The organism is Streptomyces sp. MAI_2237 (genome assembly GCF_054189285.1).
In genome coordinates this window covers 1,628,281-1,654,272 of the sequence record NZ_JAJPGQ010000003.1, presented here as the reverse complement: position 1 = coordinate 1,654,272, position 25,992 = coordinate 1,628,281, and the positions used below count along the sequence as shown (strand labels likewise).

Below are 25,992 nucleotides of genomic sequence, written 5' to 3'. Positions count from 1 at the left end.
CCTCAGCCGCCGGAGCTTCCCTTGCCGCCGCCGAAGCCACCGCGGGAGACGCCGTGGCCGCCCGAACCGCCGGAGGACTTGCGGGGCTTGGTGAAGGAACCGCCGTCGACCCAGCCGCCCTTCTTGGTGCCCTCGTAGTACCAGGCGCCGTTGACGGAGGACTTGCCGGAGGCGCAGTTCTTGTCGGCGACGACCTTGTAGCCCTTGGCCAGTCGGTTGCTGTCGCGGTCCACGCAGCGCTTGTCCGGATCGGAGGAGCACGCGGTGAGGGCGGCGGCGAGCAGGCCCATCCCGCCGAGGACGACCGTGCCCGAGCGTAGTGTCCGGCGTGCGTCCGCCATGTTCGTCTCCCCGTTGACGTGCCCGTGTGAAGGTCCTGGTGATGTTCCTTCGGCGCACAGCCTAAAGACAGGTAAGAGCGCTCGACGAGCCCTCCCCGTTGTGGTAGCCCTCGCCTACAGTCGCTTTGTGATCTTTGGGATGGTGTGCGCCCTGGGGGCGGCGGTCTGCTTCGGTACGGCCACGGTGTTGCAGGCGGTGGCCGCGCGGGAGGCGACCGGGGGTGGCGGCGGAGAGGCGGCGCTGCTGCTGCGGGCGTTGCGGCAGTGGCGGTATCTGGCCGGCCTGGCGCTGGACGGGCTGGGCTTCCTGCTGCAGATCGCGGCCCTGCGGTCCATCCCCATCTACGCGGTCGCGGCGGCCCTCGCGTCGAGCCTGGCGGTGACGGGCGTGGTCGCGGCCAAGCTGCTGCACGTGCGGCTGAGCAGGCTGGAGTGGGGCGCGGTCGCGACGGTGTGCGCCGGGCTGGCGATGCTGGGCCTGGCCTCGGGCACGGAGGGCGACCGTCAGGGCTCCATGGCCCTGAAGTGGGCGATGCTCGGGATCGCGGTGGTGGTGCTGGCGCTCGGGCTGGTGGGCGGACGGTGGTCGGGGCGCGGGCGGGATCTGGTGCTGGGACTGGGTGCCGGATTCGGCTTCGGGGTGGTCGAGGTCTCGGTGCGGCTGATCGACTCGCTCGCACCACTGGATCTCCTCGCCAATCCGGCGACGTACGCCCTGCTGATCGGCGGGGGCGCCGCCTTCCTGCTGCTGACGTCCGCGCTGCAGCGCGGTTCGGTGACCACGACCACCGCCGGAATGGTCATCGGCGAGACGATCTGGCCGGCGGCGGTGGGCGTGGTGTGGCTCGGCGACCGCACCCGGGACGGACTGACCTGGCTGGCGGTGCTGGGATTCGCCGTGGCGGTGGCGGCGGCGCTGGCACTGGCCCGGTTCGGGGAGGCGCCGGCGGAGACGGCGTGAGCCCGTCGGCCGTCTGAACGAGGCGTGGGGCTCACCCGTACTGGAGGGCGCGCGGCAGGAATCATCGGCCTGGGCGCGGACCGAGGGAGGTGAGGGGATGAAGACCCTGCTCATCGACCGTCACGACGCATACCCCTACAACCTGTTCCAGCTGATCGCCGAGGTCAACGGCGAGGAACCGGTCGTGGTCCCGGACGACGCCGGCGAGGCGGTTCCCGATCTCGCCGTTTGTCTGGCGGAGTTCGACAACGTCGTGGTGTCGCCGGGACCCTGGCACCCGGCCGGACCGGGCGGCGCCGGGTTCGGCGCCGCCGTGCTCGCCGGGTCGGTGGTCCCCGTGCTCGGCGTCTGTCTGGAGCTTCCGGGCAGCGCGCCCGGGGAGCGGGGCGGGGTGGCGCCGGTGCCCCGGCCCCGGCCCGGGCAGCTGTCCAGGGTCAGGCACGACGGACGGGACCTGTTCCAGGGACTCCCGCAGGACTTCACCGCCGTCCGTCACCCCTCCCCTGCGGTGCGGGAGCCGCTCCCGGAGACGCTCGAGGCCACCGCGTGGTCCGAGGACGGTGAGCCGATGGGACTACGGCACCGCGGTCGGCCCCTGTGGGCGGTGCAGTTCCGCCCGGACTCGGTGCTCACCGAGTACGGCCACCGGATCCTGGTCAACTTCCGCAATCTGACGGCGGTACGGGCGCGCAGGCCGCGGACGAAGAACACCGCGGTCACCCCGGCCGCGGCGGCGATCCCCACCGCCTCGCCGACCGTGGTGCGCCCCCGCCGGGCGATGCCCGCCTTCCGGCTGCACAGCCGCCGGATCGCCGGGGCGGTGGACACGGAGGCCGCGTTCACGCGGATGTACGGGGCGTCGCGGCGGGCCTTCTGGCTGGACAGCGCGCTCGTCGAGGAGGGGCTGTCGCGGTTCTCGTTCCTCGGGGACGACAGCGGTCCGCTCGCGGAGTTCGTGCGCTACGACGTCGACACCGGCCGGTGCGAGATCGAGCGGGCCGGGCGGCCGACCCGGAAGGTCACGGCGAGCGTCTTCGACTATCTGAAACGGCAGTTGACCAGCCGCCGGGTGGACGCGGCCGGGCTGCCGTTCGACTTCACCGCGGGCTATGTCGGCTACTTCGGCCACGAGGCGAAGGCCGACTGCGGCTCGGTGAACCGGCACTCCTCGGAACTGCCGGACGCCTGCTGGCTGTTCGCCGACCGGCTGATCGCCGTGGACCACCTCAAGCGGTTCACCTACGCGGTCTGCCTCGCCGAGGACACCCCGCAGGCCGCGCGGGAGGCGGAGGACTGGCTGGAGGGCGCGCTGGCCCAGCTGAGCTTCGTCGTCACCGACACCGGACGGCCGCCGCGGCACGCGCCGGCGGCGCCCGGGCCCGACCTCGGTGCCGCGGAGCCGTGGCTGGTGCGGGACCGGGCGAGGTACCTCGCCGACGTCGAGGACTGCCGGCGCGCGGTGCGGGCCGGGACGGGTCACGGGATCCGCCTGGCCGACACGGTCCGCTTACCCGCGCCGCCCGACGCCTACGACTTCCACCGGGTGCTGCGCCGGGTCGACCCCGCCCCCTACGGCGCGTTCCTGCGCTTCGGGGACGTCGACGTGGCCGGCTCGTCGCCGGAGCGGTTCCTGCGGATCACCCGGGACGGGGTGGCCGAGGCCCGGCCCGTCGAGGGCATCGCGCCGCGCGGCGACGGGCCCGCGGAGGACGCGGCGCTGCGGGACGCGCCGGCCGCGGACGCCGCGACGCGGGCCGGGCACCTGACGACCGTGGACCTGCTCCGCAACGACCTGGGCCGGGTGTGCCGTACCGGGTCGGTGCGGGTGACCCGGTTGATGGCCACCGAGACGTACGCGTCCGTGCACCAGCTGGTCTCCACCGTGGAGGGGCGGCTGAAGGACGGCACGGACGCGGTGGACTGCGTGCGGGCCTGCTTCCCCGGCGGGTCGGCGACCGGGGCTCCGAAGCAGCGCGCGACGGAGGTCGCCGAGGCGCTGGAGACCGAGGCCCGCGGGGTCCACTCCGGGGCGCTCGGCTACCTGGGGTGCGGCGGGGGTGCCGATCTCGGCATCGCCGAGCGCACCGCCGTGTTCGCCGGCGGGCTGCTGCACCTCGGCGCCGGCAGCACGATCGTCCTCGACTCCGACCCGGTCGCCGCGTACGACGAGATGCTGCTGAAGACGGCGGCCCCGATGCGGGCCCTGCGCGAGCACACCGTGGAGCGGATACGGGAGCAGCGCGCGAAGAGCGCGGTGCGCCAGGGCCGCGCGGGCGGCGGGGAGGATGCGCGCCGGTGACCGGTCAGGGCTCCGGCAGGTCCGGGAGCGCGGAGCACAGGGCGTCCAGGGCTCCCGACCAGGCGTGGTCGGGCGGGGTCCCGTAGCCCACGACGAGGGCGTCGCGCTGTTCGACGGCCGCCGCCGGATGACGGTAGCGGCGCAGCCCGTGCAGGGCGAGGCCCTGCCAGTCCGCCGCGCGCAGCGTCGCCCGCTCGGTGCCGGGCGGCAGGCCGAGCACCAGGTGCAGGCCGGCCGCGATGCCGGTGGCGTGGACGTGCGGGGCGCGGCGGGCGACCGCCGCCACCAGGGCGTCGCGGCGGCGCCGGTAGCGCAGCCGGGCGGCGCGCACATGGCGGTCGTAGGCGCCGGAGACGAGGAACTCGGCGAGGGTCAGCTGGTCCAGGGCCCCGCAGGTGTCGATGTGCCCCTTCGCCCGCGCCGCCTCCCGTGCGAGGCCCGGCGGCAGCACCAGCCAGGCCAGTCGCAGGCCGGGGGCGAGGGACTTGCTGGCCGTGCCCGCGTAGACGACGTGGTCGGGGTCGAGGCCCTGCAGGGCCCCGACGGGCTGGCGGTCGTAGCGGAACTCGCCGTCGTAGTCGTCCTCGACGACCACGCCGCCGGTGCGGCGCGCCCAGTCGACGACGGCCGCCCTCCGGTCGCGGTGCAGGGTGCCGCCCATCGGGAACTGGTGGGCGGGGGTGAGCAGCACGGCCGACTCGTCGGTCAACTCCCCCGGATCGGTGCCCCGTCGGTCGAAGGGCAGCGGCACGGTCCGCAGGCCGGCGTCCGCGAGCAGGTCCCAGTGCGCGAGGAGGCCGTAGGACTCCACGGCGATCGTGCTCGCCCCGCGGGCCCGCAGCACCGCGCCGAGGACGCGCAGGCCGTGCGAGATGCCGGCGCAGACCAGGATGCGTTCGGGGTCGGCGCGGACGCCCCGGGCGCGGGCCAGGTAGCCGGCGAGGGCGGTGCGCAGTTCGACGCGGCCGCGGGGGTCGCCGTAGCCGAGTGCCGTGTTCGGTGCCGTGGCGAGGGCGCGGCGGGCCGCCCTGAGCCACTGCGCGCGGGGGAAGGAGCCGAGGTCGGGGGTGCCGGGGACGAGGCTGTGGGCGGGGCCGGAGCGGGGGCGGGGACCGGGTGCGGCATCGGCGGGCGGTACGACCGTCCGCTCGGCGACGCGGGTGCCCGAGCCCTGCCGCGCGGTCAGCCAGCCCTCCGCGACCAGATCGGTGTAGGCCTCGGCGACCGTGTTGCGGGCGATGCCCAGGTCGGCGGCGAGGGCGCGGGAGGAGGGCAGCCGGGTGCCGGGGGCCAGCCGGCCGGTGCGGACGGCCTCGCGCAGGGCGTCGGTCAGACCCCGGCGCACCCCTGTTCCGGTCGGTTCCAGGTGGAGGTCCACGCCCAGAGTGGCCCAAGGTTTCGGCATGGAAATGGACCACACTCCTGGGCTGCCTCGCTCCTAGGGTCGAGGGCATGACCACATACGAGGACACCGCTACCTGTGCGCCCGAACACATCCCGCGGCTGAACTGGGCCGCTCTCGCCCCGGACGTCTTCAAGGCCATGCTCCGGCTGGACGCGGCGGCCCGGCAGGGCCTGGACGCGCGGCTGCTGGAACTGGTGAAGATCCGCGCCTCGCAGATCAACCACTGCGCCCGCTGCCTCGACATGCACACCAAGGACGCGCTGGCCGCCGGGGAGAGCGTCGAGCGGATCATCCAGCTCAGCGCGTGGGAGGAGTCCGCGCACTTCTACACCGAGAAGGAACTCGCGGCGCTGGAACTGACGGAGGCGGTGACCGTCCTGACGGACGGCTTCGTGCCCGACGCGGTGTACGAGAGGGCGGCCAAGCACTTCGAGGAGGCGGAACTGGCCCAGTTGATCGCCGCGATCGCGGTGATCAACGCCTGGAACCGGTTCGGCGTCGCCTGCCGGGGCGAGGTCGGCCACTACGAACCGGGGCAGTACAAGTGACCGCCAGGACAGAGCTGTTGGACCCGGCGGTGGGCAGGGCCCTGTCGGCGCTGAGTGCCGCCGCGAAGAAGGGCCTCGGCGACCCTGCCCTGGCCGAGCTGGTCGTCGTCCGGGCCTCGCAGCTCAACCACTGCGCCTTCTGCCTGGACATGCACCTCGCCCTCGCCCGCCGGCACGGCGTGCCGGAGCGGCAGCTGGACCTGCTGGCCGCCTGGGAGGAGGCCGGGGACGAGGTCTTCGACGACCGGGAGCGGGCCGCGCTCGCGCTGACCGAGGCGGTGACCGTGCTGACTGGGGGCACCTCCCAGGCTTTCGGCTCAGGGGGAGGCTTCGTGCCCGACGAGGTCTACGACGCCGCCGCCCGGCACTTCGACCAGGCAGCGCTCGCCCATCTCGTCGCGCTGGTCGTCGCCATCAACAACTGGAACCGGGTGATGGTCGCCCGCCGGATCCCGCCGGGGGGATACACGCCGTGAGCAAGGTGGAAGCGTTCCGCGCGCTGCACAGAAGCCGTCTGCCGGGCGACCCGCTGGTCCTGCCCGGACCGTGGGACGCGGTCAGCGCGCGCGTCTTCGAGGAGGCCGGTTTCCCGGCGCTCGCCACGCCCAGCGCCGGGGTCGCCGCGTCGCTCGGGTACGCGGACGGGGCCACGCCGGCCGACGAGATGTTCGCCGCGGTGGCGCGCGTCTGCCGGGCCGTGGACGTGCCGGTGTCGGCAGACGTCGAGGGCGGGTACGGGCTGGCGCCCAAGGAGCTGGTGGAGCGGCTGCTGGAAGCGGGGGCCGTGGGCTGCAACCTGGAGGACTCCACCGGGGGCGTCCTGAAGGACCCGCACGAGCACGCGGAGTGGCTGGCCGGGGTCCGGCACGCGGCCGGCGACCGGCTGTTCGTCAACGCGCGCGTCGACGTCTTCGTCCACGGCGACGGCGATCCCGAACGGGCCATCGAGCGGGCCGCGTTGTACGTCGCCGCGGGCGCCGACTGCGTCTATCCGATCGGCGCCCCGGCGAACGTACTGCCGCTGCTGCGGTCCGGGATCCAGGGCCCGATCAACGTGTACAGCAAGCTGGAGGGCGGCCCCACGCCCACCGAGCTCGGTGAACTGGGGGCCACCCGCGTCACGTTCGGGCCGACGCTCCAGCGCTGGGCGGCACTGGCTCTGCAGGGGGTGACGGACGAGCTGAGGAAGCGGATGTGACCGGGGACGGCCGTGCTTCCCGGATCAGGACAGCCATGCCTTCCAGGTGGAGGCGTGGGCGTCCACCCACTTCTTCGCCGCCTGCTCGGGCGACAGCTTCTGGTCGGCGATCATCAGGGAGACCTCGTTCTGGTCCTCGGTCGTCCACGTGAACTTCTTCAGGAACGCCGCCGCCTTGCCACCGTCCTTCGCGAAGCCGGCGTTGAGGTACTTCTGCAGCGGGGTGTGCGGGTAGGCGCAGGCGACCTTCGCCGGGTCCGCGTCGCAGCCCTCCTTGTACGGCGGCAGCTTGACCTCGGTCATCGGCACCTTCTTGAACAGCCACTGGGGTGCGTACCAGTACGACAGGAAGGGCTTCTTCTCCTTGGCGAACTGTTTCATCTGCGTGATCTGCGCCGCCTCGGAACCGGCGAAGACCACCTGGTAGTTCAGCTTCAGGTTCTTCACCAGCGCCTTGTCGTTGGTGACGTAGGACGGGGAGCCGTCCATCAGCTGGCCCTTGCCGCCGCTCTCCGCGGTGCGGAACAGCGACGCGTACTTGTTCAGGTTCTTCCAGTTCGTGATGTCGGGGTGCTGCTTGACCAGGTAGGTCGGCACGTACCAGCCGATGTGGCCGGTCACGCCGAGGCCGCCGGCGCGGGTGATCGTCTTCTTGTCGGTGACGTACCGCTTCTCCTGGTCGGGGTGGCCCCAGTCCTCCAAAATCGCGTCGACGCGGCCCTGGCTGAGCGCGTCCCAGGCGGGCACCTCGTCGACCTGGACGGTGTCGACGCGGTAGCCCAGCTTGTGCTCCAGCAGGTACTGGGCGACGGCCACGTTGGCCTGCGCGCCGACCCAGGACTGCACGGACAGGGTCACGCTCTTGGTGCCCCCGGCGTTGGCGAAGGGGGACGCCTGCTTGGTCATGTCGGCGGCGCCGCAGCCGGTCAGCAGCGCCAGCGAGGCGACCGCGGCGGTCGCGGTGATACGGACGCGCATGTCAGGCTCCCTTCTTCGCGCGGCGTTCGGTGGGCTGGGTCACCCGGTCGAGCATCAGCCCCAGGCAGACGATCGCCGCGCCCGCCACCAGACCGGTCGCCAGGTCGCCCTGGGCGAGGCCGAAGACGACGTCGTAGCCGAGCGCGCCTCCGCCGACCAGGCCGCCGATGATGACGACGGCGAGGACGAGGACCACGCCCTGGTTGACGGCGAGCAGCAACGCGGGCCGGGCGAGCGGCAGCTGGACCTGGCGCAGCTGCTGGGCGGGGGTCGCGCCCAGCGAGCGGGCCGACTCCAGGGCCGCCGGGTCGACCTGCCGCAGCCCCTGTGTGGTGATGCGGACGACGGCGGGCAGCGCGTAGACGACGGCCGCCGCGACGGCGGGCGCGCGGCCCACGCCGAACAGGGCCACGACGGGGATGAGGTACACGAACTGCGGCATGGTCTGGAACACGTCCAGGACCGGCCTGAGCAGCCGCTCGAAGCGGTCGCTGCGGGCCGCCGCGATACCGGTGGCGAAGCCCAGCACGAGGGTGACGGCGACGGCCGCCAGCACCTGGGAGAGCGTGTCCAGGGACGGCTTCCACACGCCCAGGACGCCGATCGCGGCCATGGCTAGGACGGCGGTCAGGGCGGTGCGCCAGGTGCCGATCAGCCAGGCCAGGGCGGCCACCACGAGCAGCACCGACCACCAGGGCAGCCACTGCAGGCCGCCGCGGATCGGGTCGAGGACCCAGGTGGTGAAGTGGCCCGCCCAGTCGGCGGTGCCGCCGACGACGGGCACGCCCGAGTAGAGGTGCGCGGTCATCCAGTCGACGGCCCGGTTCACCGGCTCGGCGATGTTCAGCGTCCAGGAGGCGGGCCAGTCGAGGCGGCCCGCGAGACGTCCGGCGAGCGCCACGGCGACGGCGGCGGCCGCGTACAGCCGGCCGCGGCCGGTGTTCTGGTGCTCCTCGCCCGCGTTTTCGCCGGCCGCGCAGGTGACGCGGTCCAGGACGACGGCCAGCAGCACGATCGGGATGCCGGCGGCGAGCGCCGCGCCGACGTCTACGGAGGCCAGCGCCTGGTAGACGCGGTCACCGAGGCCGGCGGCGCCGATGACGGACGCGATGACCGCCATGGACAGGGCCATCATGATCGTCTGGTTGAGGCCGAGGAGGAGCTCCTTGCGTGCCAGCGGCAGGCGGGCGGTCAGCAGCCGCTGGCGGCCGGTGGCGCCGAGCGAGTCGACGGCCTCGAGGACCTCCTTGTCCGCGCCGCGCAGGCCGAGGGAGGTGAGGCGGGCCATCGGCGGGGCGGCGTAGACGACGGTGGCGAGCACCGCCGCGGGCACGCCGATGCCGAAGACCAGCACGACGGGCAGCAGGTAGGCGAAGGCGGGCAGGACCTGCATGGTGTCCAGGACCGGGCGCAGGGCGCGGTCGAGGCGGTCGGAGAGTCCGGCGCCCAGGCCCAGCAGCACGCCGACGAGCACCGACGCGAGGACGGCCACCACCATCAGGGCGAGCGTCTGCATCGTCGGGACCCACATGCCGAGCAGGCCACAGGCGAGGAACGCCGCCGCGGAGCCGAGGGCCAGCTTCACGCCGGCGACCCGCCAGGCCACGAGGGCGCCGATCGCGGTGACGCCGGCCCAGCCCGCGGCCAGCAGGACCAGGTAGACGGCGCGTACGGAGACGACGACCGCGTTGCTGACGTAGCCGAAGCCGTAGAGGAACAGCGGGTGGCTGTCGCGGTTGTCGATGATCCAGTCGCTGACGTGGGTCAGCGGCTTGGAGAGGTCGACGGTGAGGGCGGCCGGCCAACTGCCGCTGGCCCAGCGCGCGTCGGCGAGCGGTACGAGGACCGCCGCGGCCAGCGCCAGGAGCAGCAGTTTGTGCACGGCCCGGTGTTTGAGGACGCCCGGCACGGCAACCCGGGGCGCGGACGTGGTCAGGGTCGCCATCACGCCGCCTCCTTCTGCGGCTCCGTTCCGGCGACGACACCGAGGAGCCTTTCGTGATCGACGACACCGACGCAGCGGCCGTCGTCGACGACGCACGCCGGCTTGCCACTGCGGGCGACGACCTTGATGGCGTCGGCGACGAGCTCGCCGGGCGCCAGGGCCTCCGGGTGCTCGGCGCCGCCGCAGCCGCCGGGCCGCATGGCGGTGCGCACGGTCATGACCTGTTCGCGGGAGACGTCCCGGACGAACTCGCGGACGTAGTCGTCGGCGGGGCTGCCCACGATCTCCTCGGGGGTGCCGAGCTGCACCACGCGGCCGTCGCGCATCAGGGCGATGCGGTCGCCGAGCTTGAGGGCCTCGCTCAGGTCGTGGGTGATGAAGACCATCGTGCGGCCCTCCTCGCGGTGCAGGCGGATCACCTCCTCCTGCATGTCCCGCCGGATGAGCGGGTCGAGGGCGCTGAACGGCTCGTCGAACAGCAGGACTTCGGGATCGACGGCGAGCGCGCGGGCCAGGCCGACGCGCTGGCGCTGACCGCCGGAGAGCTGGCCGGGGCGGCGCTGCTCCATGCCCTCGAGACCGACCTTGGTGACGACCTCGGCGGCGCGCTGACGGCGCTCGGCCTTGCCGACGCCCTGGATCTCCAGGCCGTACGCCACGTTGTCGATGACCGTGCGGTGCGGCAGCAGGCCGAAGTGCTGGAAGACCATCGCGGCCCGGTGGCGGCGCAGTTCGCGCAGCCGGGACCGGTCCATGGCGCGGACGTCCTCGCCGTCGATGGCGATGGTGCCGGCCGTCGGCTCGATGAGCCGGGTCAGGCAGCGCACCAGGGTGGACTTGCCGGAGCCCGACAGGCCCATGACCACGAAGACCTCGCCCTTGCGCACGTCGAAGGAGACGTCGCGGACGGCGGCCGTGCAGCCGGTGCGGGCACGCAGCTCGGCGGGGTCGAGGGCGGTCAGTTCGGGGTCGTCCGGAATCCGGTCGGCCTTCGGGCCGAAGACCTTCCACAGCCCGTCGACGGAGAAGACGGGCTCCGACACGGTCGTGTCCGTACTCGTCGTGTCCAGGGTCGTACTCATCACGCACCACCTCCGATCAAATCGACGGCCCTCTCCCCGACCATGAGGACCCCGATCATCGGGTTCACCGCGGTCATCGTCGGGAAGACCGAGGCGTCCGCGATACGGATGCCGTCCAGGCCTCGAATCCTCAACTCCGGGTCCACCACGGCCAGTTCGTCGTCGGCCGCGCCCATCTTGCAGGTGCCCGCCGGGTGGTAGACGGTGTGCGCGACCTTGCGGGCGTACTCGCTCAGTTCCTCGTCGCCGGTGATGTGCGGGCCGGGCGCCACCTCGCGGCGGAGCCAGCCGGCCAGCGGCTCGGTGGCCGCTATCTCGCGGGCGACGCGGATGCCGTCGACGAGGGTGCGGGCGTCGTAGTCGTCCTCGTCGGTGAAGTACCGGAAGTCCAGGGCGGGCTTGACCGACGGGTCCGCGCTCGTCAGGTACAGCCGGCCGCGGCTCTTCGGCTTGGGGATGTTCGGGGTCATCGACACGCCGAACTCGGGCTTCTCGTAGCCCAGTCGCTCCGGGTTGTCGGTGAAGGGGACCTGGTAGAAGTGGAACATCAGGTCCGGGCCCGCGTGGCCGGGGTCGCGGCGCACGAACAGTCCGGCGTCGCTGTCCATCGCGGAGTTCTCCGGGATCGGGCCGTCGGTCTCCCAGACGATCACCGACTCGGGGTGGTCGAGGAGGTTCTCGCCGACGCCCGGCAGGTCGTGCACGACGGGGATGCCGAGTGCCTGGAGGTCCTCGCGGGGGCCGATGCCGGAGTGCAGGAGCAGGCGCGGGGAGTCCACGGCCCCGGCGCACAGCACGACCTCGCGGCGGGCCCGTATCAGCAGCTCCTCGCCGTCCTTGGTGCGCACGTGCACGCCCTCGGCGCGGGTGCCGTCCAGCTCCAGCCGGTGCGCCCAGGTCTCCAGGAGGATCGTCAGGTTGGGGCGCTCGTCCATCACGGGGTGCAGATACGCCACCGACGCGGACGACCGCTTGTTGTTCTCGGGGTGGTAGGCGAGGTCGAAGAAGCCGACGCCGTCGTCGAAGGGCTTGGTGTTGAAGCCCTCGATCCGGGGGACGCCGAGCGCCTTCTGCGCCGCGTCGACGAAGTCGCGGGCGATGGCGTTGCGGTCCTTCTCGTCGACCGGGACGATGTTGTTCCTCAGCCGCGCGTAGTACGCCTCCATCTGCACCGGGCCCCAGCCCTTGGCGCCGGCCTGCTCCCACTCCTCCCAGTCGGAGGGCAGCGGCTTGAAGGCGATGAGCGTGTTGTGGGACGAGCAGCCGCCGAGGACGCGGGCCCGGCTGTGCCGGATGTGCGAGTTGCCGCGCGGCTGCTCGGTGGTCGGGTAGTCGTAGTCGAGTTCGCCTCCGAGCAGGCCCATCCAGCGGCGCAGCGTCAGCACGTCCTCGCGGCCGACGTCGCTCGGGCCGCCCTCGATGACGGCGACGGTGACGTCGGGGTTCTCGGTGAGGCGGGAGGCGATGACGGAGCCCGCCGTACCGCCGCCGATGACGACGTAGTCGTAGGTGTGGTGGTTCTCGGGCATGGGGGTGACTCCAGGTGGGGGCCAGGGGTGGTTCGGGTGCGGGGGCGCGGGCCGGTGTCAGCCCGCGAACCAGCGCACCGGCTTCGGCGCCAGGTTCTGGTAGACGTGCTTGGTCTCGCGGTACTCGGCGAGGCCGGCCGGGCCGAGTTCGCGGCCCACTCCGCTCTTGCCGAAGCCGCCCCACTCCGCCTGGGGGAGGTAGGGGTGGAAGTCGTTGATCCAGACGGTGCCGTGGCGCAGCCGGCCGGCGACCCGGCGGGCGCGTCCGGCGTCGGCGGTCCAGACGGCGCCGGCGAGTCCGTACTCGGTGTCGTTGGCGAGGGCGACGGCCTCGTCCTCGGTGCGGAAGGTCTCCACGGTCAGCACCGGCCCGAAGACCTCCTCGCGCACGACCCGCATCTCGCGGTGGCACTGGTCGAGGACGGTCGGCTCGTAGAAGTAGCCGCCGGCGGGGCGGGCCGGGGTCGGCTCGGGGCGCTTGCCGCCGGTCCGCAGCACGGCGCCCTCCGCGAGCGCGGAGGCGACGTAGTCCTCGACCTTGGCGCGCTGCTGCTCGGAGACGAGCGGCCCGCACTCGACGCCGTCCTCGGTGCCGCGGCCGAGGCGGATCTTCGCGGCGCGGCGGGCGAGTTCGGCGACGAAGCGCTCGCGCAGCGACTCCTCGACGATCAGCCGGCCGCCCGCGGAGCAGACCTGGCCGCTGTGGATGAAGGCGGCGTTGAGGGCCTGGTCGACGGCGGTGTCGAAGCCCTCCTCGGTCGCGCAGGCGTCGGCGAAGACGACGTTGGGGTTCTTGCCGCCGAGTTCGAGGGCGACCTTCTTGACGGTGGGCGCGGCGGCCTGGGCGACCTTGGTGCCGCTGACCAGTCCGCCGGTGAAGGACACCAGGTCGACGTCGGGGTGCTCGGCGAGCCGGGCGCCGACCGAGTGGCCGGGGCCGGTGACGACGCCGGCGACACCGGCGGGCAGGCCGGCCTCGGCGAGCAGGTCGATGAGGGCGACCGTGGTGAGGGGGGTGATCTCGCTCGGCTTCACGACGAAGGTGTTGCCGGCCGCGAGCGCCGGGGCGATCTTCCAACTCGCCTGGAGGAGCGGGTAGTTCCAGGGCGTGATCAGCGCACAGACCCCGACGGGCTCGTGAACGACGACGCTGTGGACGTCGGCCGAGCCCGCGTCGACGACGCGGCCCGGCGCCTCGGCGGCGACCAGGTCGGCGAAGTAGCGGAAGGCGTCGGCGACACAGTCGATGTCGATGCGGCCCTCCTCCACGGTCTTGCCGGCGTCGCGGCTCTCCAGCCGGCCGAGGCGTTCGCGGTCGCGTATCAGCAGGTCGGCGACGCGGCGCAGCACGGCGGCGCGGCCGGCGGCGGAGGTGCGCGGCCACTCGCCGTCGTCGAAGGCCCGGCGGGCGGCCGCGACCGCCAGGTCCGTGTCCTTCTCGTCGCCCTCCGCGACCAGAGCGAAGGCCTGGCCGTCGGCGGGGTCGAGGATCTCGCGCGTGGCGCCGGAGACGGCTTCCCGCCACTCTCCTGCCACGTGGATGGTCGCCTGCGCGTCGAGCTCCAGGGCTTCTGCTCGGTCCGACATGATCGGTATTGCCTTCCGTTGCTGTCCAGATCCCGTGAGTCACACGGATGTCACTCACCGGGACCGTGAGCACATGCCCCCCGGCCGTCGTTGCATGCGCAATCCATGGCCGAAAGTGCGCTGTGTCACTGAAGATGCGGGCGAAGGGGACGAAACGCCCGCCGGAAGGTGATCTGAACCACGAAGGCGGCCGGTGCCACCGGCCCTCCCGGACCGCGGGAGGGCCGCGAGGGCCGGACTAGTCGATGCCGGGGTCCGCGCCGCAGGTGGTGTACGGCGGACAGAACCAGTCCAACGCCGTGGTGAGGTAGGTGAGTTCGTCGTCGCGGCCGTCGGAGTCGGGGCCGTAGGAGGCGATCGCGTAGATGTTGCCGTCGGCGGCGACGAAGCGCTCGTCGTAGACGTGCCAGGTGCCGAGGTCGGGCTCACCGGAGAGGGAGTCCGCCACGTACTCCAGGCGCGATCCGGTGAACTCGCCGTCGTCGAGGCGCTGCAGGTCGAGCTTCTCGAAGCCGGACGGCTTGCGGGTCCGGTCGGACAGGTAGAGCTGGAAGGAGGCGTCCGGGGACTCCTCCTGGACCTGGTAGACCTGCAGCCGGTGTTCCTTGTCGGCGCTGCGGTAGTTGACGACCGCGATGCCGTACTGCGACGCGACGGTGCTGCGCTTCCAGCCCTTGGGCACGGCGATCCGGAAGCCCTCGGCGTCGTCGCGCAGTTCGTACCCGTCGGGCGGCACGGAGGCGGAGGGCGAGGCCGAGGGTGACGCCGTGCCTTCGGCGTACGGCGACGCGGACTGCTCCGGCGAGGAGACCGGCGCCGACGACGACCCGGCCGCGACCGGCCGCTTCCCGTCGTCGCCGCCCTTGTCGACGACCAGCGTCAGCACCAGGCTCACGGCGACACCGACGGCGGCCGCCCCCACGACGACGGACCACACGAGCCGTCGGCTCAGCCCACCGGAGGGGGCGGGCGCGGGCACCGGGTCGACGGGGGGCCAGGCGGCCCCGCTGGACCACTCGGGGACGGACCACGGGGCGGGGGCGACGGGCGGCGCGGAGACACCGGCACCGGTCGGCTGCTGGCCGGGGCCGCCGGCCGGCTGAGCCGGGGGCCAGACCCCACCCTCCGTACCGGCCGGCTGGACCGGGGGCCAGACCCCACCCTCCGTACCGGCCGGCTGAGGCTGCGCCGCCGGGCTGCCTCCCCCGCCGTCCACGACGGTGTTGCCGGCGCCCGCCGGACCGTGCCAGACGCTCTCGCCGCCGGCGACGGGCCAGCCGCCCGGCCCCGCGGCGGGCGGAGACGGCGCGGTTCCGCCGTCCTTGCCGCCCGCGGAGGACCCGGCATCCGCCGCCCCCGCGGCCGCCCCTCCAGCCACGCCCGCGGCCACGCCGCCCTCGTCCGCGTCGGACGTCGTCTCACCGCCCGCCTCCGGGCCGGGCACCGTCGGCGCGACCGGCGGCCGTCCCGGTGGCGGCGACGTCGGCTGGGTCGTCGAGGGGCTCTCCGCGTCGCCGTCCTCCCAGCGCTGGGTGTCCTCGTTCCAGTACCTCGGTCCCCCGCTCATGACCGCCGTTCCCCTCCCCGGCCCCGCCGTCCCCCGTTCACCATGTCCGCCTCACATCCCCAGCAGCCCGGCCAGCGCGCCGGCCGAGGCGAGGAAAGTGACCAGGGCCTGCGAGTCGGACAGCAGCTCGCGCAGGCGTTCGCGGCGGGTCCGGCCCGCCTGGCCGGTGCTGGTGATCTCCGACTCCGTCTCGGCGAGGGCCTCGTCGAGGGTGGCCGTCTGGTCGGTGCCGCGCACCCGTTCGGCGAGGTCGGCCCGCAGGTCCCGGACCGCCGCGAGGAGTTGTTCCGTCGCCTCGTCGAGTTGCGGAGCGGCGCCGGCGCCGTGCTGATGGTGGCTCTCGGCACGCGCGTGGCTGCCGACCGCGAAGGTGTTGTTGCCCGAGATGTTCCCGAAGTTGACGCTCGGCTCGTTACCGGCCATTGCTGTCGGCTCCCTTCTGCTGCGGCGTCACGCCGCCCGAGACGGTGGAGGAGGCGGACGCGTGACTGCCGACCGCGAGGGTGTTGTTGCCCGAGATGTTGCCGATGTTCACGTCGCCGTTGCTGATGTTGACGACCTTCTGGACGAACTCGCCGGTCTCGTAACCGGATTCGGCGAGCGCGGCCCGTACCCCGTTCGCCACCCGGTCCTGCACGCTCCGCAGGTAGCGGACCACGTCCATCTCCTGGAAGAGCGATCCGGCCGGCGCCGAGCCCAGCTCGCGCACCGACACCGCCGGGCCGTCCGGCAGCGCGCCCGCGTAGCCGCCGGTCAGCAGCCGCCAGAGGTAGACCGCGCCCCGGCCGAGCTGGCCCAGCGAGCGGCCCGCCGACCCGGGCACCAGGACGAGCGCCCCGGCCGCCTTGCCCAGCGCGCTGTTGTGCCGGAACCGGTGCGCCGTACGGTCGGCGTCCTTGAAGTCGGCGCGCACCGGCGTCAGCACGTGCGGCGCGATCTCCAGCATGAGCATCCGGCCCTGCGTGTGGATGCGCACGAACACCGTGACGACCAGCTCCTCCTCCCAGCCGCCGACCCGGATGCGCAGGAAGTGCCGCCGCTTCTCGGCGCCCTCCTCCACGGCCCGGGCCCGGTGCTCGTCGAAGGCCTGCGGGGTGTACGGCGCCTGGTCACGGGTGAGCAGTCCCTCGACGGGCAGGAACACGCACTCGTCGATCTCCAGCCAGCGCAGCCGGTCGCGGACCCCGGGGCCCGCGTACGCGGACGGGACGCGCAGCTGCTCGAGCAGCGGGCGGATCCGCTCCAGGATCGTGCGGTTGCTCAGCGGCAGCTGCTCCTCGTGCTCCTCGTCCGCCCGCAGTTCCACGGCCAGCACCCAGGTGTCGTACGCCGCTCCGGCCCCGCAGAACGGGCGCGCCTCGTGGTACATGACCAGCGGCGCGTGCTGCTCCAGCCGGATGCGCTGCTTCAGCCGCTGGAAGCGCGGGTTGTCGGCCTGCTCGGCGGGGTCGCCGGCTGCGTCCGGGAAGCGCTGCGGGGACAGCTCGGCGGCCAGGGCGCGGCTGAACTGGTTGCGCTGGGCGTACACGCACCAGCCGATGGCCGCGAGGATCCCGAGCGTGAGCCATGCCTGCCAGGGCTTGAGCGTGTCGACGATGTGGGCCGGCGAGAAGGTGTCGGTGAAGCTCGACGAGTCGGAGTAACCGTAGTCGGAGCCGTAGTCGGAGCCGTAGGAGCCGTACGAGCCGGAGGAGGAACCGTCGTCGGAGCCGCCGAACGCGGCGAGGACGGTCAGGGCCAGCACACCGGCGAAGGCGAGACGGCCCCACCAGCGCAGCAGGAAGGCGGCGAGACGGCGGTAGCGCGAGGGCTGCTCGCTGCGGCCCCTGATCCACGGCGCGAGGGCGAGCAGCACGCTCGGCCAGAGGAAGAACACCAGCAGGCGGCCGCCGGCGGCGGTGCCGACCACCCACAGGCCGATGATCGCCCCGGCCCACAGCAGCTCGTGGCGCCGGGCGCGCAGGGCGTGGGCGAGGACGCGGGCGGCGTCGAAGCCGAGCGAGGGCGCCACGATCCGCTGCTCGTTGAGGTGCAGCTCCTCGATGACGCGGTCGCGGTAACCGGAATCCAGATAGGTGCCCGCGCACAGCAGCCGGGTCGCCTCGCTGGCGTGCGGTGGGGTGGGTGGTGCCGGCGAGGCCGCCGTGGGCGTCGTCGGCTGTGGTTGCTGCGGCACGTGCGCGGTGCTCACGCTGTTCCCCCGATGCGTGGAATGACCGTTGTCAGACGTTCAGTTGACAAACCCTCAGCATAGGGGGGCGGGTGGGGCGGCGAAACCGGAATGTCGAGGGATGGACGACGCAGAGTTCTTTGACTAAAGTCAAAGGATGAGGCCAGGACGCACGGAGCGGTTGCCGTCGGAGCGGGTGCCGTCGCGGCAGGTGCCTTCGGAGCAGGTCGCGGCTCTGCGCCGGTTCAACCGGTACTTCACCCGCCGTATCGGCGCGCTGGACGACCACTACCTCGGCCAGGACCGCCCGCTCGGCGAGGCCCGGCTGCTGTTCGAGATCGCCGGGACGCCGGGCGGCGTGTCCCTGCGGGAGCTCAGGGGCCGGCTCGGTCTGGACGCGGGGTATCTGAGCCGGATGACCAAGGCGCTCCAGACCCAGGGCATGGTCCGGATCAGCGTCGACCCGCAGGACAACCGGCTGCGCACGATCGAGCCGACGGACGCGGGGCGGCTGGAGGTCACGGAGCAGAACCGCCGGGCCGACGCCCTCGCGGCCGGACTGCTGGACACCCTCACCCCCGTCCAGCGCGACCGGCTGGTGGAGTCCATGGCCACCGCGCAGCGCCTGCTGCGCCTGGCCTCGATCACCGTCGACCTCGTCGACGGCGCCTGCCCGGACGCCCGCGCCTGCCTCGACGCCTACGCGGCCGACATCGACGCGCGCTTCCCGGAGGGCTTCGACCCCTCCGACCTGGTGCGGCCGAAGGAGGTGTCCGGGACGGCGGGCGCGTTCTTCGTGGCGTACGAGGAGGGGCGGGCGGTGGGCTGCGGGGCGCTGCGCACCCTGGAGCCGGGCGTGGGCGAGATCAAGCACGTGTGGGTGCACCCGCGGGCCCGCCGCCTCGGCCTCGCCCGCCGGATCCTCGCCGCCCTGGAGGGCGAGGCGGCGGCCCGCGGCCACAGGGTCGTACGCCTCGACACGCACGCGAGCCTCACCGAGGCGCAGGCGATGTACCGGGCGGCGGGCTACCGCGAGATCCCGGCCTACGTCGACCACGTCTACGCCAGCCACTGGTTCGAGAAGCGGCTACGACCCCGCTGACGGGCCCTGCCCCGCGCCCGGCCGGACGGCCACCGGGCCAGCACCTCCCGCAGGGTCCGCCGCAGCCACGCGTGCGCGGGCGGTCGTCACGTGCCACCGCGGACACCCGGGCCCGTCCCACACCACGGCCTCGTCCGCCGCCGCCAGGGAACCCGTCGGCTGGCTAGGCGCACTCCGTGCCCGTCGGGCAGAAGTAGCGCACCGCCATCCGCAGCGGTTCCCGCACCCGCTCGGGGTCCAGGCCCGCGGGACCGCTGGCGCGGATCGCGTACAGGGTGCCGTCGGGGGCCGCGAAACGGTGGTCGATGACCTGGCGGGCGCCCTTGTCCGCGTCGGTGTAGCGGTACGACAGCTCGGCCCAGGTGTCGCCGTGGTCGCGCTCGACGACCTGGTAGCCGGGCTGCGCGGCGAAGCCGTAGCCGGGGTCGGTCTCGGCGAGCGTGAGCGACGCGTACGGCGTGGACTCGGTGACCTGGAAGATCTGCAACTGTCGGCCGTCGGCGGGGGCGTCGTAGTAGACGATCGGCGCGAGCTTGCCCTGCTTCTCGCGGCGGGACCAGCCCTGGGGGACGTCGATCGAGTAGCCGACGGGGTCCTGCGCGCGGCGGTAGCCGGCGGAGGGGGAGTTCAGCGGCGAGGCCGGCGGAGTCGTGGCCGGGGTGGCCGGCGGGGTGCTCGGCGGACGCGAGGCGGAGGGCGTGGGGGCCGAGGAGGTGGAGCTGACGCTCACGGGACCCGCGCCGGTGTCCGTCCGGTGCTCGCGCACCAGGTACCAGGTCCCGGCGCCGGTGCCCGCGCCGACCGCGACGATCAGGGCGATGACCCCGACGATCCGGCCGGCACGGTGCCGGGGAGCCGGGGCGGGGACGGGGGGCAGGGTGTACGGCGGTGTGGGGTGCCCGGAGTACGGCGGTGCCGGGGGCGCGGGACCCACCGGGTCCGGCGGGGGCGGCACCCAGGGCGGCGGGAGCGTCCCGCCCGTCTGGGTCTCCGCCGAGGCCCACGGGGGCACGCCTCCCGCCCCGCCGTCGGCCCAGGCCGCCTGGCCTCTCTCCTCGCTCGGCTCGCGCTCCGCCCCGGAACCGGAGCTGCGTCCGTCCCATCCGTTCATGCCGACGTCCCCCGAATCACCCCATTGAGCAACGCTTTAGACGGTAGCGGCGAAAACGGCCACGGGCCCCGTTTCGGAAAGAACCGGAACGGGGCCCGTGCAGGGTCGTGACGAATCCGTGAAGCCGGGCGGCCGGTGGTCCCGGCTACCTCGGCGGTCTCAGATGAGGCCGAGGCCGCGGACCGCCTCGCGCTCCTCCTCGAGCTCCTTGACGGAGGCGTCGATGCGGGCGCGGGAGAAGTCGTTGATGTCCAGGCCCTGGACGATCTCGTACGTGCCGTCCTTGGTGGTGACCGGGAAGGAGGAGATCAGGCCCTCCGGGACGCCGTAGGAGCCGTCCGAGGGGATGCCCATGGAGGTCCAGTCGCCGTCGGCGGTGCCGTTGACCCACGTGTGGACGTGGTCGATGGCGGCGTTGGCGGCCGACGCGGCGGAGGAGGCGCCGCGGGCCTCGATGATGGCCGCGCCGCGCTTGGCGACGGTCGGAATGAACTCCTCGGCCAGCCACTTCTCGTCGCCCACGACCTCGGCGGCGTTCTTGCCGGCGACCGTGGCGTGGAAGATGTCCGGGTACTGGGTGGCGGAGTGGTTGCCCCAGATCGTCAGGCGCTTGATGTCGGCGACCGTCGAGCCCGTCTTCTTCGCGAGCTGGGTCAGCGCGCGGTTGTGGTCCAGGCGGGTCATCGCGGTGAAGCGCTCGGCCGGTACGTCCGGGGCGGCGGCCTGCGCGATGAGCGCGTTGGTGTTGGCCGGGTTGCCGACGACGAGGACCTTGATGTCGTCCGCGGCGTGGTCGTTGATGGCCTTGCCCTGGGGCTTGAAGATGCCGCCGTTGGCCTCGAGGAGGTCACCGCGCTCCATGCCCTTGGTACGGGGGCGGGCGCCGACGAGCAGGGCGACGTTGGTGCCGTCGAAGGCGACGTTCGGGTCGTCGGTGATGTCGATGCCCTGGAGGAGGGGGAAGGCGCAGTCGTCGAGCTCCATCGCCGTGCCCTCGGCGGCCTTGAGCGCGGGGGTGATCTCGAGGAGGCGGAGCTTGACCGGCACGTCCGCGCCGAGCAGCTGGCCGGAGGCGATGCGGAAGAGGAGGGCGTAACCGATCTGGCCGGCCGCGCCGGTGACGGTGACGTTCACGGGAGTGCGGGTCATGGCGTTCTCCGTAGGACAGCTGGCGGTGGTGTCGTCCGGGTGGGACGTACAGATGATCGATCTCTTGGTATCAAGAGAGATCCACCGGTCAGGCTATCGCGCATCCGGGATCCCGGACGGCCGGGTCCATGTGGCCCAGCCCACAGAGTGAACCCGCCCGAAAGAAATCCGGGACGGCACGCATGGGCGCCCCCATCCTGGGCACGCGAACCGTACCCCCACGGGAGTCCGGCACTGTCGGTACCCCCCAACGGCGGCCGCTTCCGTCTCACCTCTCCCGGACGGGCGGCCGCCCCCTTTGTGCCCGGGTACCTAGGGCGTGCACCCCTTGAGGCCGGACGACAGCGTGGCGCATGCCTTCGCCTCGCCCGCGTCCTTCACCGCGACCATCGGCGTGTACGCGATGGTGTCCCCCGCCTGCGTGATGCTGTCGCTCTCCTTGGCCTTGCCCGCGGTCACCTGGACGGCGTCGCCGGGCGCGGCGGCGGTGATACGGCCCCACGCGGCACCGCAGATCTTGCTGTAGCGGACCTCGACGGTGGTCGTGCCGACCGTCGCGGTCTTGGCGGTGGTCACGGCGGCGACGTCCTTGGTGCAGCCCATCGCCTCCGCGTCCTTGCCGGTGCAGGAGGCGCCGGCACACTCCACTCCGGCCGGGAGGTCGACGGAGCTGACCGAGGGCGACGGCGAGGCGTGCCCGCCCGCGCTCTTCTTTCCGCCGTCGTCGGTCAGGTAGAACACGGCCGCCATCACGACGAGGACGCCGACGACGCCCGCGAGGAACATCGTCAGCCGCCGCCTGCCGACGCCCACGGAGGCGCTGTCCGGGCCGCCGGGCCGCTGGCCCTGCGGGGCGTCGCCGAAGACACCCGGCGGCTGCGGCGTGGCGGCGGAGGCCGCGGGCTCGGGCGCGGAGGACGGCGCGGCCGAGGCCGGTGGGGTCGAAGCCGGTGTCGGCGGGGCCGGCTGCTGCGGGCGCCCGCCCGCCGGCGAGGGGCCCTGATAACCGGCCACCTTCCAGGAGTTGGCGCCGGACGATCCGCCCGGGGCGCCGTCCGGCTCCCGCGTCTCCGGCTCCCGGGAATCCTGCTTCCGGGTACCCGGCTCCGGCTCCCGTGTGTCCGGCGACGTCGTCGGCTGCGGGGGCACCGTCGGTGCCACGCCCGCCGGTCCCGCGATCCCCGGCGTCGCCGTCGCGCTGCCGGACCTGCGGGCCGTCTTGCCGCCCTTGACGTTCGCCGGAGGCGGCCCGAACTCACTGAGCGCGGCGCGCGCCTGGGAGATGCGGATGGCCTCCATCGTCATGTCGTGGCGCATCTCCGACTTGCTCCAGGCGCGTTCGGCGAGCTCCCACATGGTCGTCAGATGGACCGGGTTGGTGCCCGTCACCTCGGCCAGCGCCACGATGGCGCCCTTGGGCGCGAGCAGCCGGCCGTTCAGGTACCGCTCCCAGGACGTCTTGCTGTAGCCCGTACGGTCGGCCACCGACGCGATGCTCAGGCCGCTGCGGTCCACGAGCCGCCGCAGCTGGCTCGCGAACTCCCTGACCTGCGGATCGAGTTCGTCCGGCAAGGCCCTCCAACGAGGCATTGCTTCCCCCCTCTTCCCCCCGTTTGGTGCTTTCTTTCCTACCTCGCGCGTGCCAGGCACGGGCCAGGTCCCCGTCCCTGGCTACCCACCGGAGTGCGCCCCACCAGGGTCTCAGTTCCCAGGGCGGGGGCGCACGGGTGCGCCCCCGGTGGGACTCGTCACGCTAGCTCCCTCGTCGAACAACCCTGTGTCAAATCCGCGAACTCGTCGATACATCGACACCGCAGCCACACACGGACAACCTCACCCGTCACGGACTTTTCCCCCCGGTCCACCGGCGACTCACCCGAGCGCGACGGCGCCGACGACCGCCGTCAGCAGCATGAGGAGGAGCAGCACGACGGCGTACAGCAGCAGCCGCCCGCCCGGTCCGCGCCCCTGCCCGCCCTCCTCCGGCGCGTCCCACCAGGGCAGGGTCGGATCGTCCTCGTAGCCGCCGCTCTCCTCGCTCCCGGCGGGCTTCGCGGGCCGGGGCCAGGCCCGGACGGCGAGTTCCCAGCGCACCCCGAACCGCTCGGCCTCCGTGCCGTCGAGCCCGGCGATCCGGCACAGGGCAGCGACGGCCTGCCGGGGCGGCGGCTGGGTGGCGTTGAGGTAGCGGTGCCAGGAGGACTTGCTGTACGCGGTACGGGCGCCGAGCGCGACGAGGCTGAGCCCCGTCGTGTCCTTCAGGAGCCGCAACTGCTCCACGAAGTGCCGCACCTCGGGCGGCAGATCGTCCGGCAGCGGCTGCCAGCCGCCCATCGCCCACCTCCACGGCGTCCTCGTCCTGGTCGTCTGAGCAGGTGACGAAGCCGGCCCGCCGATGGTTCCCGCGTCGCGGAACGGTCACTTCCGTGCCACAGCGTGCGGACAGCCGTTGAACAGGGACTTCGCCCTCCGCAAGGGTGGTCGTGGCGACGGCCCGTCCTTGTCCCGGGGGAGGGGACGGGCCGTCGTCGTCGCGTCAAACGCGGTCAGCCGCTGCTCACCGTGAAGTGCAGGGTGTCCTTCAGGAACGGGATCTGCAGCCACGGGTGGGGCTGCACCATCATCGCCAGCAGCACGATCGCGAGACCGAGCACGCCGTAGGTGACGATGTCGGTGAAGCGGGAGCGCACGGCGAGCATGCCGACGTCGGGCAGGACCCAGCGCAGCAGGGCGCCGGCCACCAGGGCGACCCCGATCAGCAGCGTGCCGACCCGGAAGAGGTCCAGCGCGGTCAGCAGCAGGCCGACGGCGACCAGGCCGAGGACGGCGAGGATCGGCCACTGCCGGGCGGGCGCCGGGGCGTCGCCCGGGGCGGCCCGGCCGCCGCCCTCGGGGCGCGCGGTGTCCCGGGTGAACAGCGGGAAGCGGCGCGTCACCCGGCGCGGCACGCCCTGCGCGTCGGGCGCGCTGATGGCGTCCCGGACGGTCTCCTCGGCCTGCTCCTCGGGGTGCCCGACCTCGTGCCCGGGGTCCGTGCCCGGGCCCGTGCGGTCGGAACGCTCCCGGCGCCGGAGGTCCACCGCCGGGCGCTCGGCACCGGCCACGCCGGTACCGGTGTCGCCGGTCCTGGTACCGGTGTCGCCCGCGCCGCCCTCGGGGCGCCTCGCCTCAGCCGACACTGCGCTCCGCCGCCTCGACCACGTTGACGAGCAGCTGGGCGCGGGTCATCGGGCCGACGCCGCCGGGGTTCGGCGAGATCCAGCCGGCCACCTCGGCGACCCCGGGGTGGACGTCACCGACGATCTTGCCCTCGGCGCTGCGCGAGACGCCGACGTCGAGGACGGCCGCGCCCGGCTTGACGTCCTCGGGCCGGATCAGGTGGGCGGAACCGGCGGCGGCGATGATGATGTCGGCCTGCTTCAGGTGCGCCGAGAGGTCGCGGGTGCCGGTGTGGCACTGGGTGACGGTGGCGTTCTCGCTGCGCCGGGTCAGCAGCAGCGGCATCGGGCGGCCGATGGTGACACCGCGGCCGACGACCACGACCTCGGCGCCCTTGATCTCCACGCCATAGCGGCGCAGCAGGGTGAGGACGCCGTTGGGGGTGCAGGGCAGCGGCGCCGGCTCGTTGAGCACCAGCCGGCCGAGGTTCATCGGGTGCAGGCCGTCGGCGTCCTTGTCCGGGTCCATCAGTTCCAGGATGCGGTTCTCGTCGATGCCCTTGGGCAGCGGCAGCTGGACGATGTAACCGGTGCACGCCGGGTCCTCGTTGAGCTCCCGGACGACCGCCTCGATCTCCTCCTGCGTGGCCGTGGCGGGCAGTTCGCGCTGGATGGAGGCGATGCCCACCTCGGCGCAGTCGCGGTGCTTGCCCGCGACGTACTTCTGGGAGCCGGGGTCGTCCCCGACGAGGATCGTGCCGAGGCCGGGCGTGACGCCCTTCTCCTTCAGCGCCGCCACGCGGGCGGTCAGATCGGACTTGATCGCGGCTGCGGTGGCCTTGCCATCGAGAATCTGGGCGGTCATGGCCCCATCCTCGCGGATGACCGCCCCCCGGTTCCAATCCGGGTCCCGCCCGAGCACCCGTCCATGATCAGCCACATTGCACTTGCACAACACATGCGAAATGCCACTGGACAAGCCAGTCAGGGGTGAAGAACGATGAACGGCGCAGTATCGCGGTTCGTGTTCGGGGGGCAAACCGCTCACATCGTGTTATTCCTCCGCGCAATCCGCATCGTCCCCGCTTGTGCAACGGAGGAAAACCGGCCATGAGTTTCGGCTCGCCCAACAATCCCTACGGTCAGCAGCCGCAGAACCCGCAGCAGCCGCCCCAGGGCTACGGCTACCCGCAGCAGCCCCCCGCCGGCCAGCCGGGCCAGCCCGGATACGGCTACCCGCAGCAGCCCCCGCAGGGCGTCCCGCCGCAGCAGGGCTACGGCTATCCGCAGCAGCCGGGCGGCTACCCGCAGCAGCCCGGTTACCCGCAGGGCGGCGGCTACCCCGGTGGCTACCCGGGCGGCCCGATGCCCAACGTCGCCTCGATGGGCCGCCGCTTCGGCGCCCGTGTCATCGACTGGCTGATCCTCGGCGCCGTCTACTCCGTGCTCAGCTTCGCCGGCATCGCGGGCGCCATGAACTCGGTCAACGACTGCGACCCGAACTCCGCCGACTACAGCACCTGCGTCGACAACGCCGGCTCCGACTTCGCGGGCAAGTTCTTCGTGGTGTTCGGCGCCCTCGCGGTCCTCGGCCTGCTCTACGAGTGGATGATGATCGGCCTGCTCGGCGCCACGCTGGGCAAGATGGCCGTCGGCGTCCGCGTGGTGAAGGCCGACACCGGCCAGAAGCCCGGCCTGGGCTCGTCGTTCATCCGCTACATCATCATCGCCGTCGGCGGTTTCCTCTGCGGCATCGGCCAGCTCCTGGTCTTCCTGTCCCCGTTCTGGGACAAGTCGGGCCGCCAGCAGGGCTGGCACGACAAGGCGGCGAGCACGATGGTCATCCAGAACTGAGACCACCC

At 73.1% G+C, this 25,992-nt stretch carries 23 protein-coding genes; 7 read left to right on the top strand and 16 right to left on the bottom strand.

The genetic code is table 11. From position 1 onward, the window contains the following. Positions 1 to 2: 2 nt before the first annotated feature. A complete protein-coding gene (locus LN251_RS18020; protein ID WP_458245300.1) occupies positions 3 to 341 on the bottom strand; it encodes a hypothetical protein in 339 nt (112 codons plus the stop codon). 139 nt (positions 342 to 480) lie between these two features. On the opposite strand from LN251_RS18020, the gene LN251_RS18015 reads away from it, so the two are divergent. Next, positions 481 to 1,302 (top strand): DMT family transporter, encoded by an 822-nt coding sequence (locus tag LN251_RS18015; RefSeq protein ID WP_458246742.1) that lies wholly within the window; start codon positions 481 to 483, stop codon positions 1,300 to 1,302. A 97-nt stretch (positions 1,303 to 1,399) separates the two neighbouring features. Next, a complete protein-coding gene (locus LN251_RS18010; protein WP_458245299.1) occupies positions 1,400 to 3,601 on the top strand; it encodes a chorismate-binding protein in 2,202 nt (733 codons plus the stop codon). Between the two features lie 4 nt (positions 3,602 to 3,605). On the opposite strand, the gene pdxR is transcribed toward LN251_RS18010, so the two are convergent. Beyond that, positions 3,606 to 5,006, bottom strand: coding sequence for a MocR-like pyridoxine biosynthesis transcription factor PdxR (gene pdxR / locus LN251_RS18005; protein WP_458245298.1), 1,401 nt, complete (start codon positions 5,004 to 5,006; stop codon positions 3,606 to 3,608). A gap of 47 nt (positions 5,007 to 5,053) precedes the next feature. Between pdxR and LN251_RS18000 the strand changes: the two genes are divergently transcribed. Genes LN251_RS18000 through LN251_RS17990 form a run of 3 tightly spaced genes read left to right on the top strand, consistent with a single transcriptional unit; the run spans position 5,054 to position 6,752 of the window. Next, positions 5,054 to 5,554, top strand: coding sequence for a carboxymuconolactone decarboxylase family protein (locus tag LN251_RS18000; protein ID WP_458245297.1), 501 nt, complete (start codon positions 5,054 to 5,056; stop codon positions 5,552 to 5,554). Continuing rightward, a complete protein-coding gene (locus LN251_RS17995) occupies positions 5,551 to 6,030 on the top strand; it encodes a carboxymuconolactone decarboxylase family protein (RefSeq protein WP_458245296.1) in 480 nt (159 codons plus the stop codon). The genes LN251_RS18000 and LN251_RS17995 overlap by 4 nt, the downstream gene beginning before the upstream one ends. Beyond that, positions 6,027 to 6,752 carry an isocitrate lyase/PEP mutase family protein gene (locus LN251_RS17990; RefSeq protein ID WP_458245295.1) on the top strand — a complete coding sequence of 242 codons (726 nt, stop codon included), beginning with the start codon at positions 6,027 to 6,029 and terminating at the stop codon, positions 6,750 to 6,752. The genes LN251_RS17995 and LN251_RS17990 overlap by 4 nt, the downstream gene beginning before the upstream one ends. 24 nt (positions 6,753 to 6,776) lie before the next feature. Here LN251_RS17990 and LN251_RS17985 read toward each other — a convergent pair whose 3' ends face one another. From LN251_RS17985 to LN251_RS17950, 8 genes are all read right to left on the bottom strand, one after another. Further along, positions 6,777 to 7,730, bottom strand: a complete 954-nt coding sequence (locus LN251_RS17985; protein WP_458245294.1) for an ABC transporter substrate-binding protein — start codon at positions 7,728 to 7,730, stop codon at positions 6,777 to 6,779. A 1-nt stretch (position 7,731) separates the two neighbouring features. Beyond that, positions 7,732 to 9,675, bottom strand: coding sequence for an ABC transporter permease (locus LN251_RS17980; protein WP_458245293.1), 1,944 nt, complete (start codon positions 9,673 to 9,675; stop codon positions 7,732 to 7,734). Then, complete coding sequence (locus LN251_RS17975) at positions 9,675 to 10,757, bottom strand: quaternary amine ABC transporter ATP-binding protein (protein WP_458245292.1); 1,083 nt, start codon at positions 10,755 to 10,757, stop codon at positions 9,675 to 9,677. The genes LN251_RS17980 and LN251_RS17975 overlap by 1 nt, the downstream gene beginning before the upstream one ends. After that, positions 10,757 to 12,286, bottom strand: coding sequence for a GMC family oxidoreductase (locus tag LN251_RS17970; RefSeq protein ID WP_458245291.1), 1,530 nt, complete (start codon positions 12,284 to 12,286; stop codon positions 10,757 to 10,759). The genes LN251_RS17975 and LN251_RS17970 overlap by 1 nt, the downstream gene beginning before the upstream one ends. 57 nt (positions 12,287 to 12,343) lie before the next feature. Then, positions 12,344 to 13,873, bottom strand: coding sequence for an aldehyde dehydrogenase family protein (locus LN251_RS17965; RefSeq protein WP_458245290.1), 1,530 nt, complete (start codon positions 13,871 to 13,873; stop codon positions 12,344 to 12,346). Positions 13,874 to 14,111: 238 nt separating this feature from the next. Further along, complete coding sequence (locus LN251_RS17960; RefSeq protein WP_458245289.1) at positions 14,112 to 15,440, bottom strand: hypothetical protein; 1,329 nt, start codon at positions 15,438 to 15,440, stop codon at positions 14,112 to 14,114. A gap of 51 nt (positions 15,441 to 15,491) precedes the next feature. Further along, positions 15,492 to 15,863 (bottom strand): hypothetical protein, encoded by a 372-nt coding sequence (locus LN251_RS17955; protein WP_458245288.1) that lies wholly within the window; start codon positions 15,861 to 15,863, stop codon positions 15,492 to 15,494. Continuing rightward, positions 15,853 to 17,631 carry a hypothetical protein gene (locus LN251_RS17950; RefSeq protein ID WP_458245287.1) on the bottom strand — a complete coding sequence of 593 codons (1,779 nt, stop codon included), beginning with the start codon at positions 17,629 to 17,631 and terminating at the stop codon, positions 15,853 to 15,855. Before LN251_RS17950 ends, LN251_RS17955 begins: the two co-directional genes overlap by 11 nt. 136 nt (positions 17,632 to 17,767) lie before the next feature. Here LN251_RS17950 and LN251_RS17945 point away from each other — a divergent pair, with 136 nt between their 5' ends. Further along, positions 17,768 to 18,712 carry a GNAT family N-acetyltransferase gene (locus LN251_RS17945; protein WP_458245286.1) on the top strand — a complete coding sequence of 315 codons (945 nt, stop codon included), beginning with the start codon at positions 17,768 to 17,770 and terminating at the stop codon, positions 18,710 to 18,712. A gap of 163 nt (positions 18,713 to 18,875) precedes the next feature. Here the strand turns inward: LN251_RS17945 and LN251_RS17940 are convergent, their stop codons facing one another. The 6 genes from LN251_RS17940 to LN251_RS17915 form a co-directional block, all read right to left on the bottom strand. Next, the gene (locus tag LN251_RS17940) at positions 18,876 to 19,823 is read right to left on the bottom strand and encodes a hypothetical protein (RefSeq protein WP_458245285.1); all 948 of its coding nucleotides are present in this window, start codon (positions 19,821 to 19,823) and stop codon (positions 18,876 to 18,878) included. Positions 19,824 to 19,982: 159 nt separating this feature from the next. Then, on the bottom strand, positions 19,983 to 20,972 hold the full coding sequence (locus tag LN251_RS17935; protein WP_458245284.1) for a malate dehydrogenase: 990 nt from the start codon (positions 20,970 to 20,972) through the stop codon (positions 19,983 to 19,985). A 312-nt stretch (positions 20,973 to 21,284) separates the two neighbouring features. Then, complete coding sequence (locus tag LN251_RS17930; protein WP_458245283.1) at positions 21,285 to 22,562, bottom strand: DUF2690 domain-containing protein; 1,278 nt, start codon at positions 22,560 to 22,562, stop codon at positions 21,285 to 21,287. A 282-nt stretch (positions 22,563 to 22,844) separates the two neighbouring features. Continuing rightward, entirely contained in the window at positions 22,845 to 23,306 is a 462-nt protein-coding gene (locus LN251_RS17925) for a helix-turn-helix domain-containing protein (RefSeq protein ID WP_458245282.1), read from the bottom strand. A 212-nt stretch (positions 23,307 to 23,518) separates the two neighbouring features. Next, on the bottom strand, positions 23,519 to 23,944 hold the full coding sequence (locus LN251_RS17920; protein ID WP_458246741.1) for a DUF3017 domain-containing protein: 426 nt from the start codon (positions 23,942 to 23,944) through the stop codon (positions 23,519 to 23,521). A 196-nt stretch (positions 23,945 to 24,140) separates the two neighbouring features. Further along, positions 24,141 to 24,995 carry a bifunctional methylenetetrahydrofolate dehydrogenase/methenyltetrahydrofolate cyclohydrolase gene (locus LN251_RS17915; protein ID WP_200705143.1) on the bottom strand — a complete coding sequence of 285 codons (855 nt, stop codon included), beginning with the start codon at positions 24,993 to 24,995 and terminating at the stop codon, positions 24,141 to 24,143. Positions 24,996 to 25,240: 245 nt separating this feature from the next. On the opposite strand from LN251_RS17915, the gene LN251_RS17910 reads away from it, so the two are divergent. Further along, positions 25,241 to 25,984, top strand: coding sequence for an RDD family protein (locus LN251_RS17910; protein WP_249840584.1), 744 nt, complete (start codon positions 25,241 to 25,243; stop codon positions 25,982 to 25,984). Positions 25,985 to 25,992: the final 8 nt, after the last annotated feature.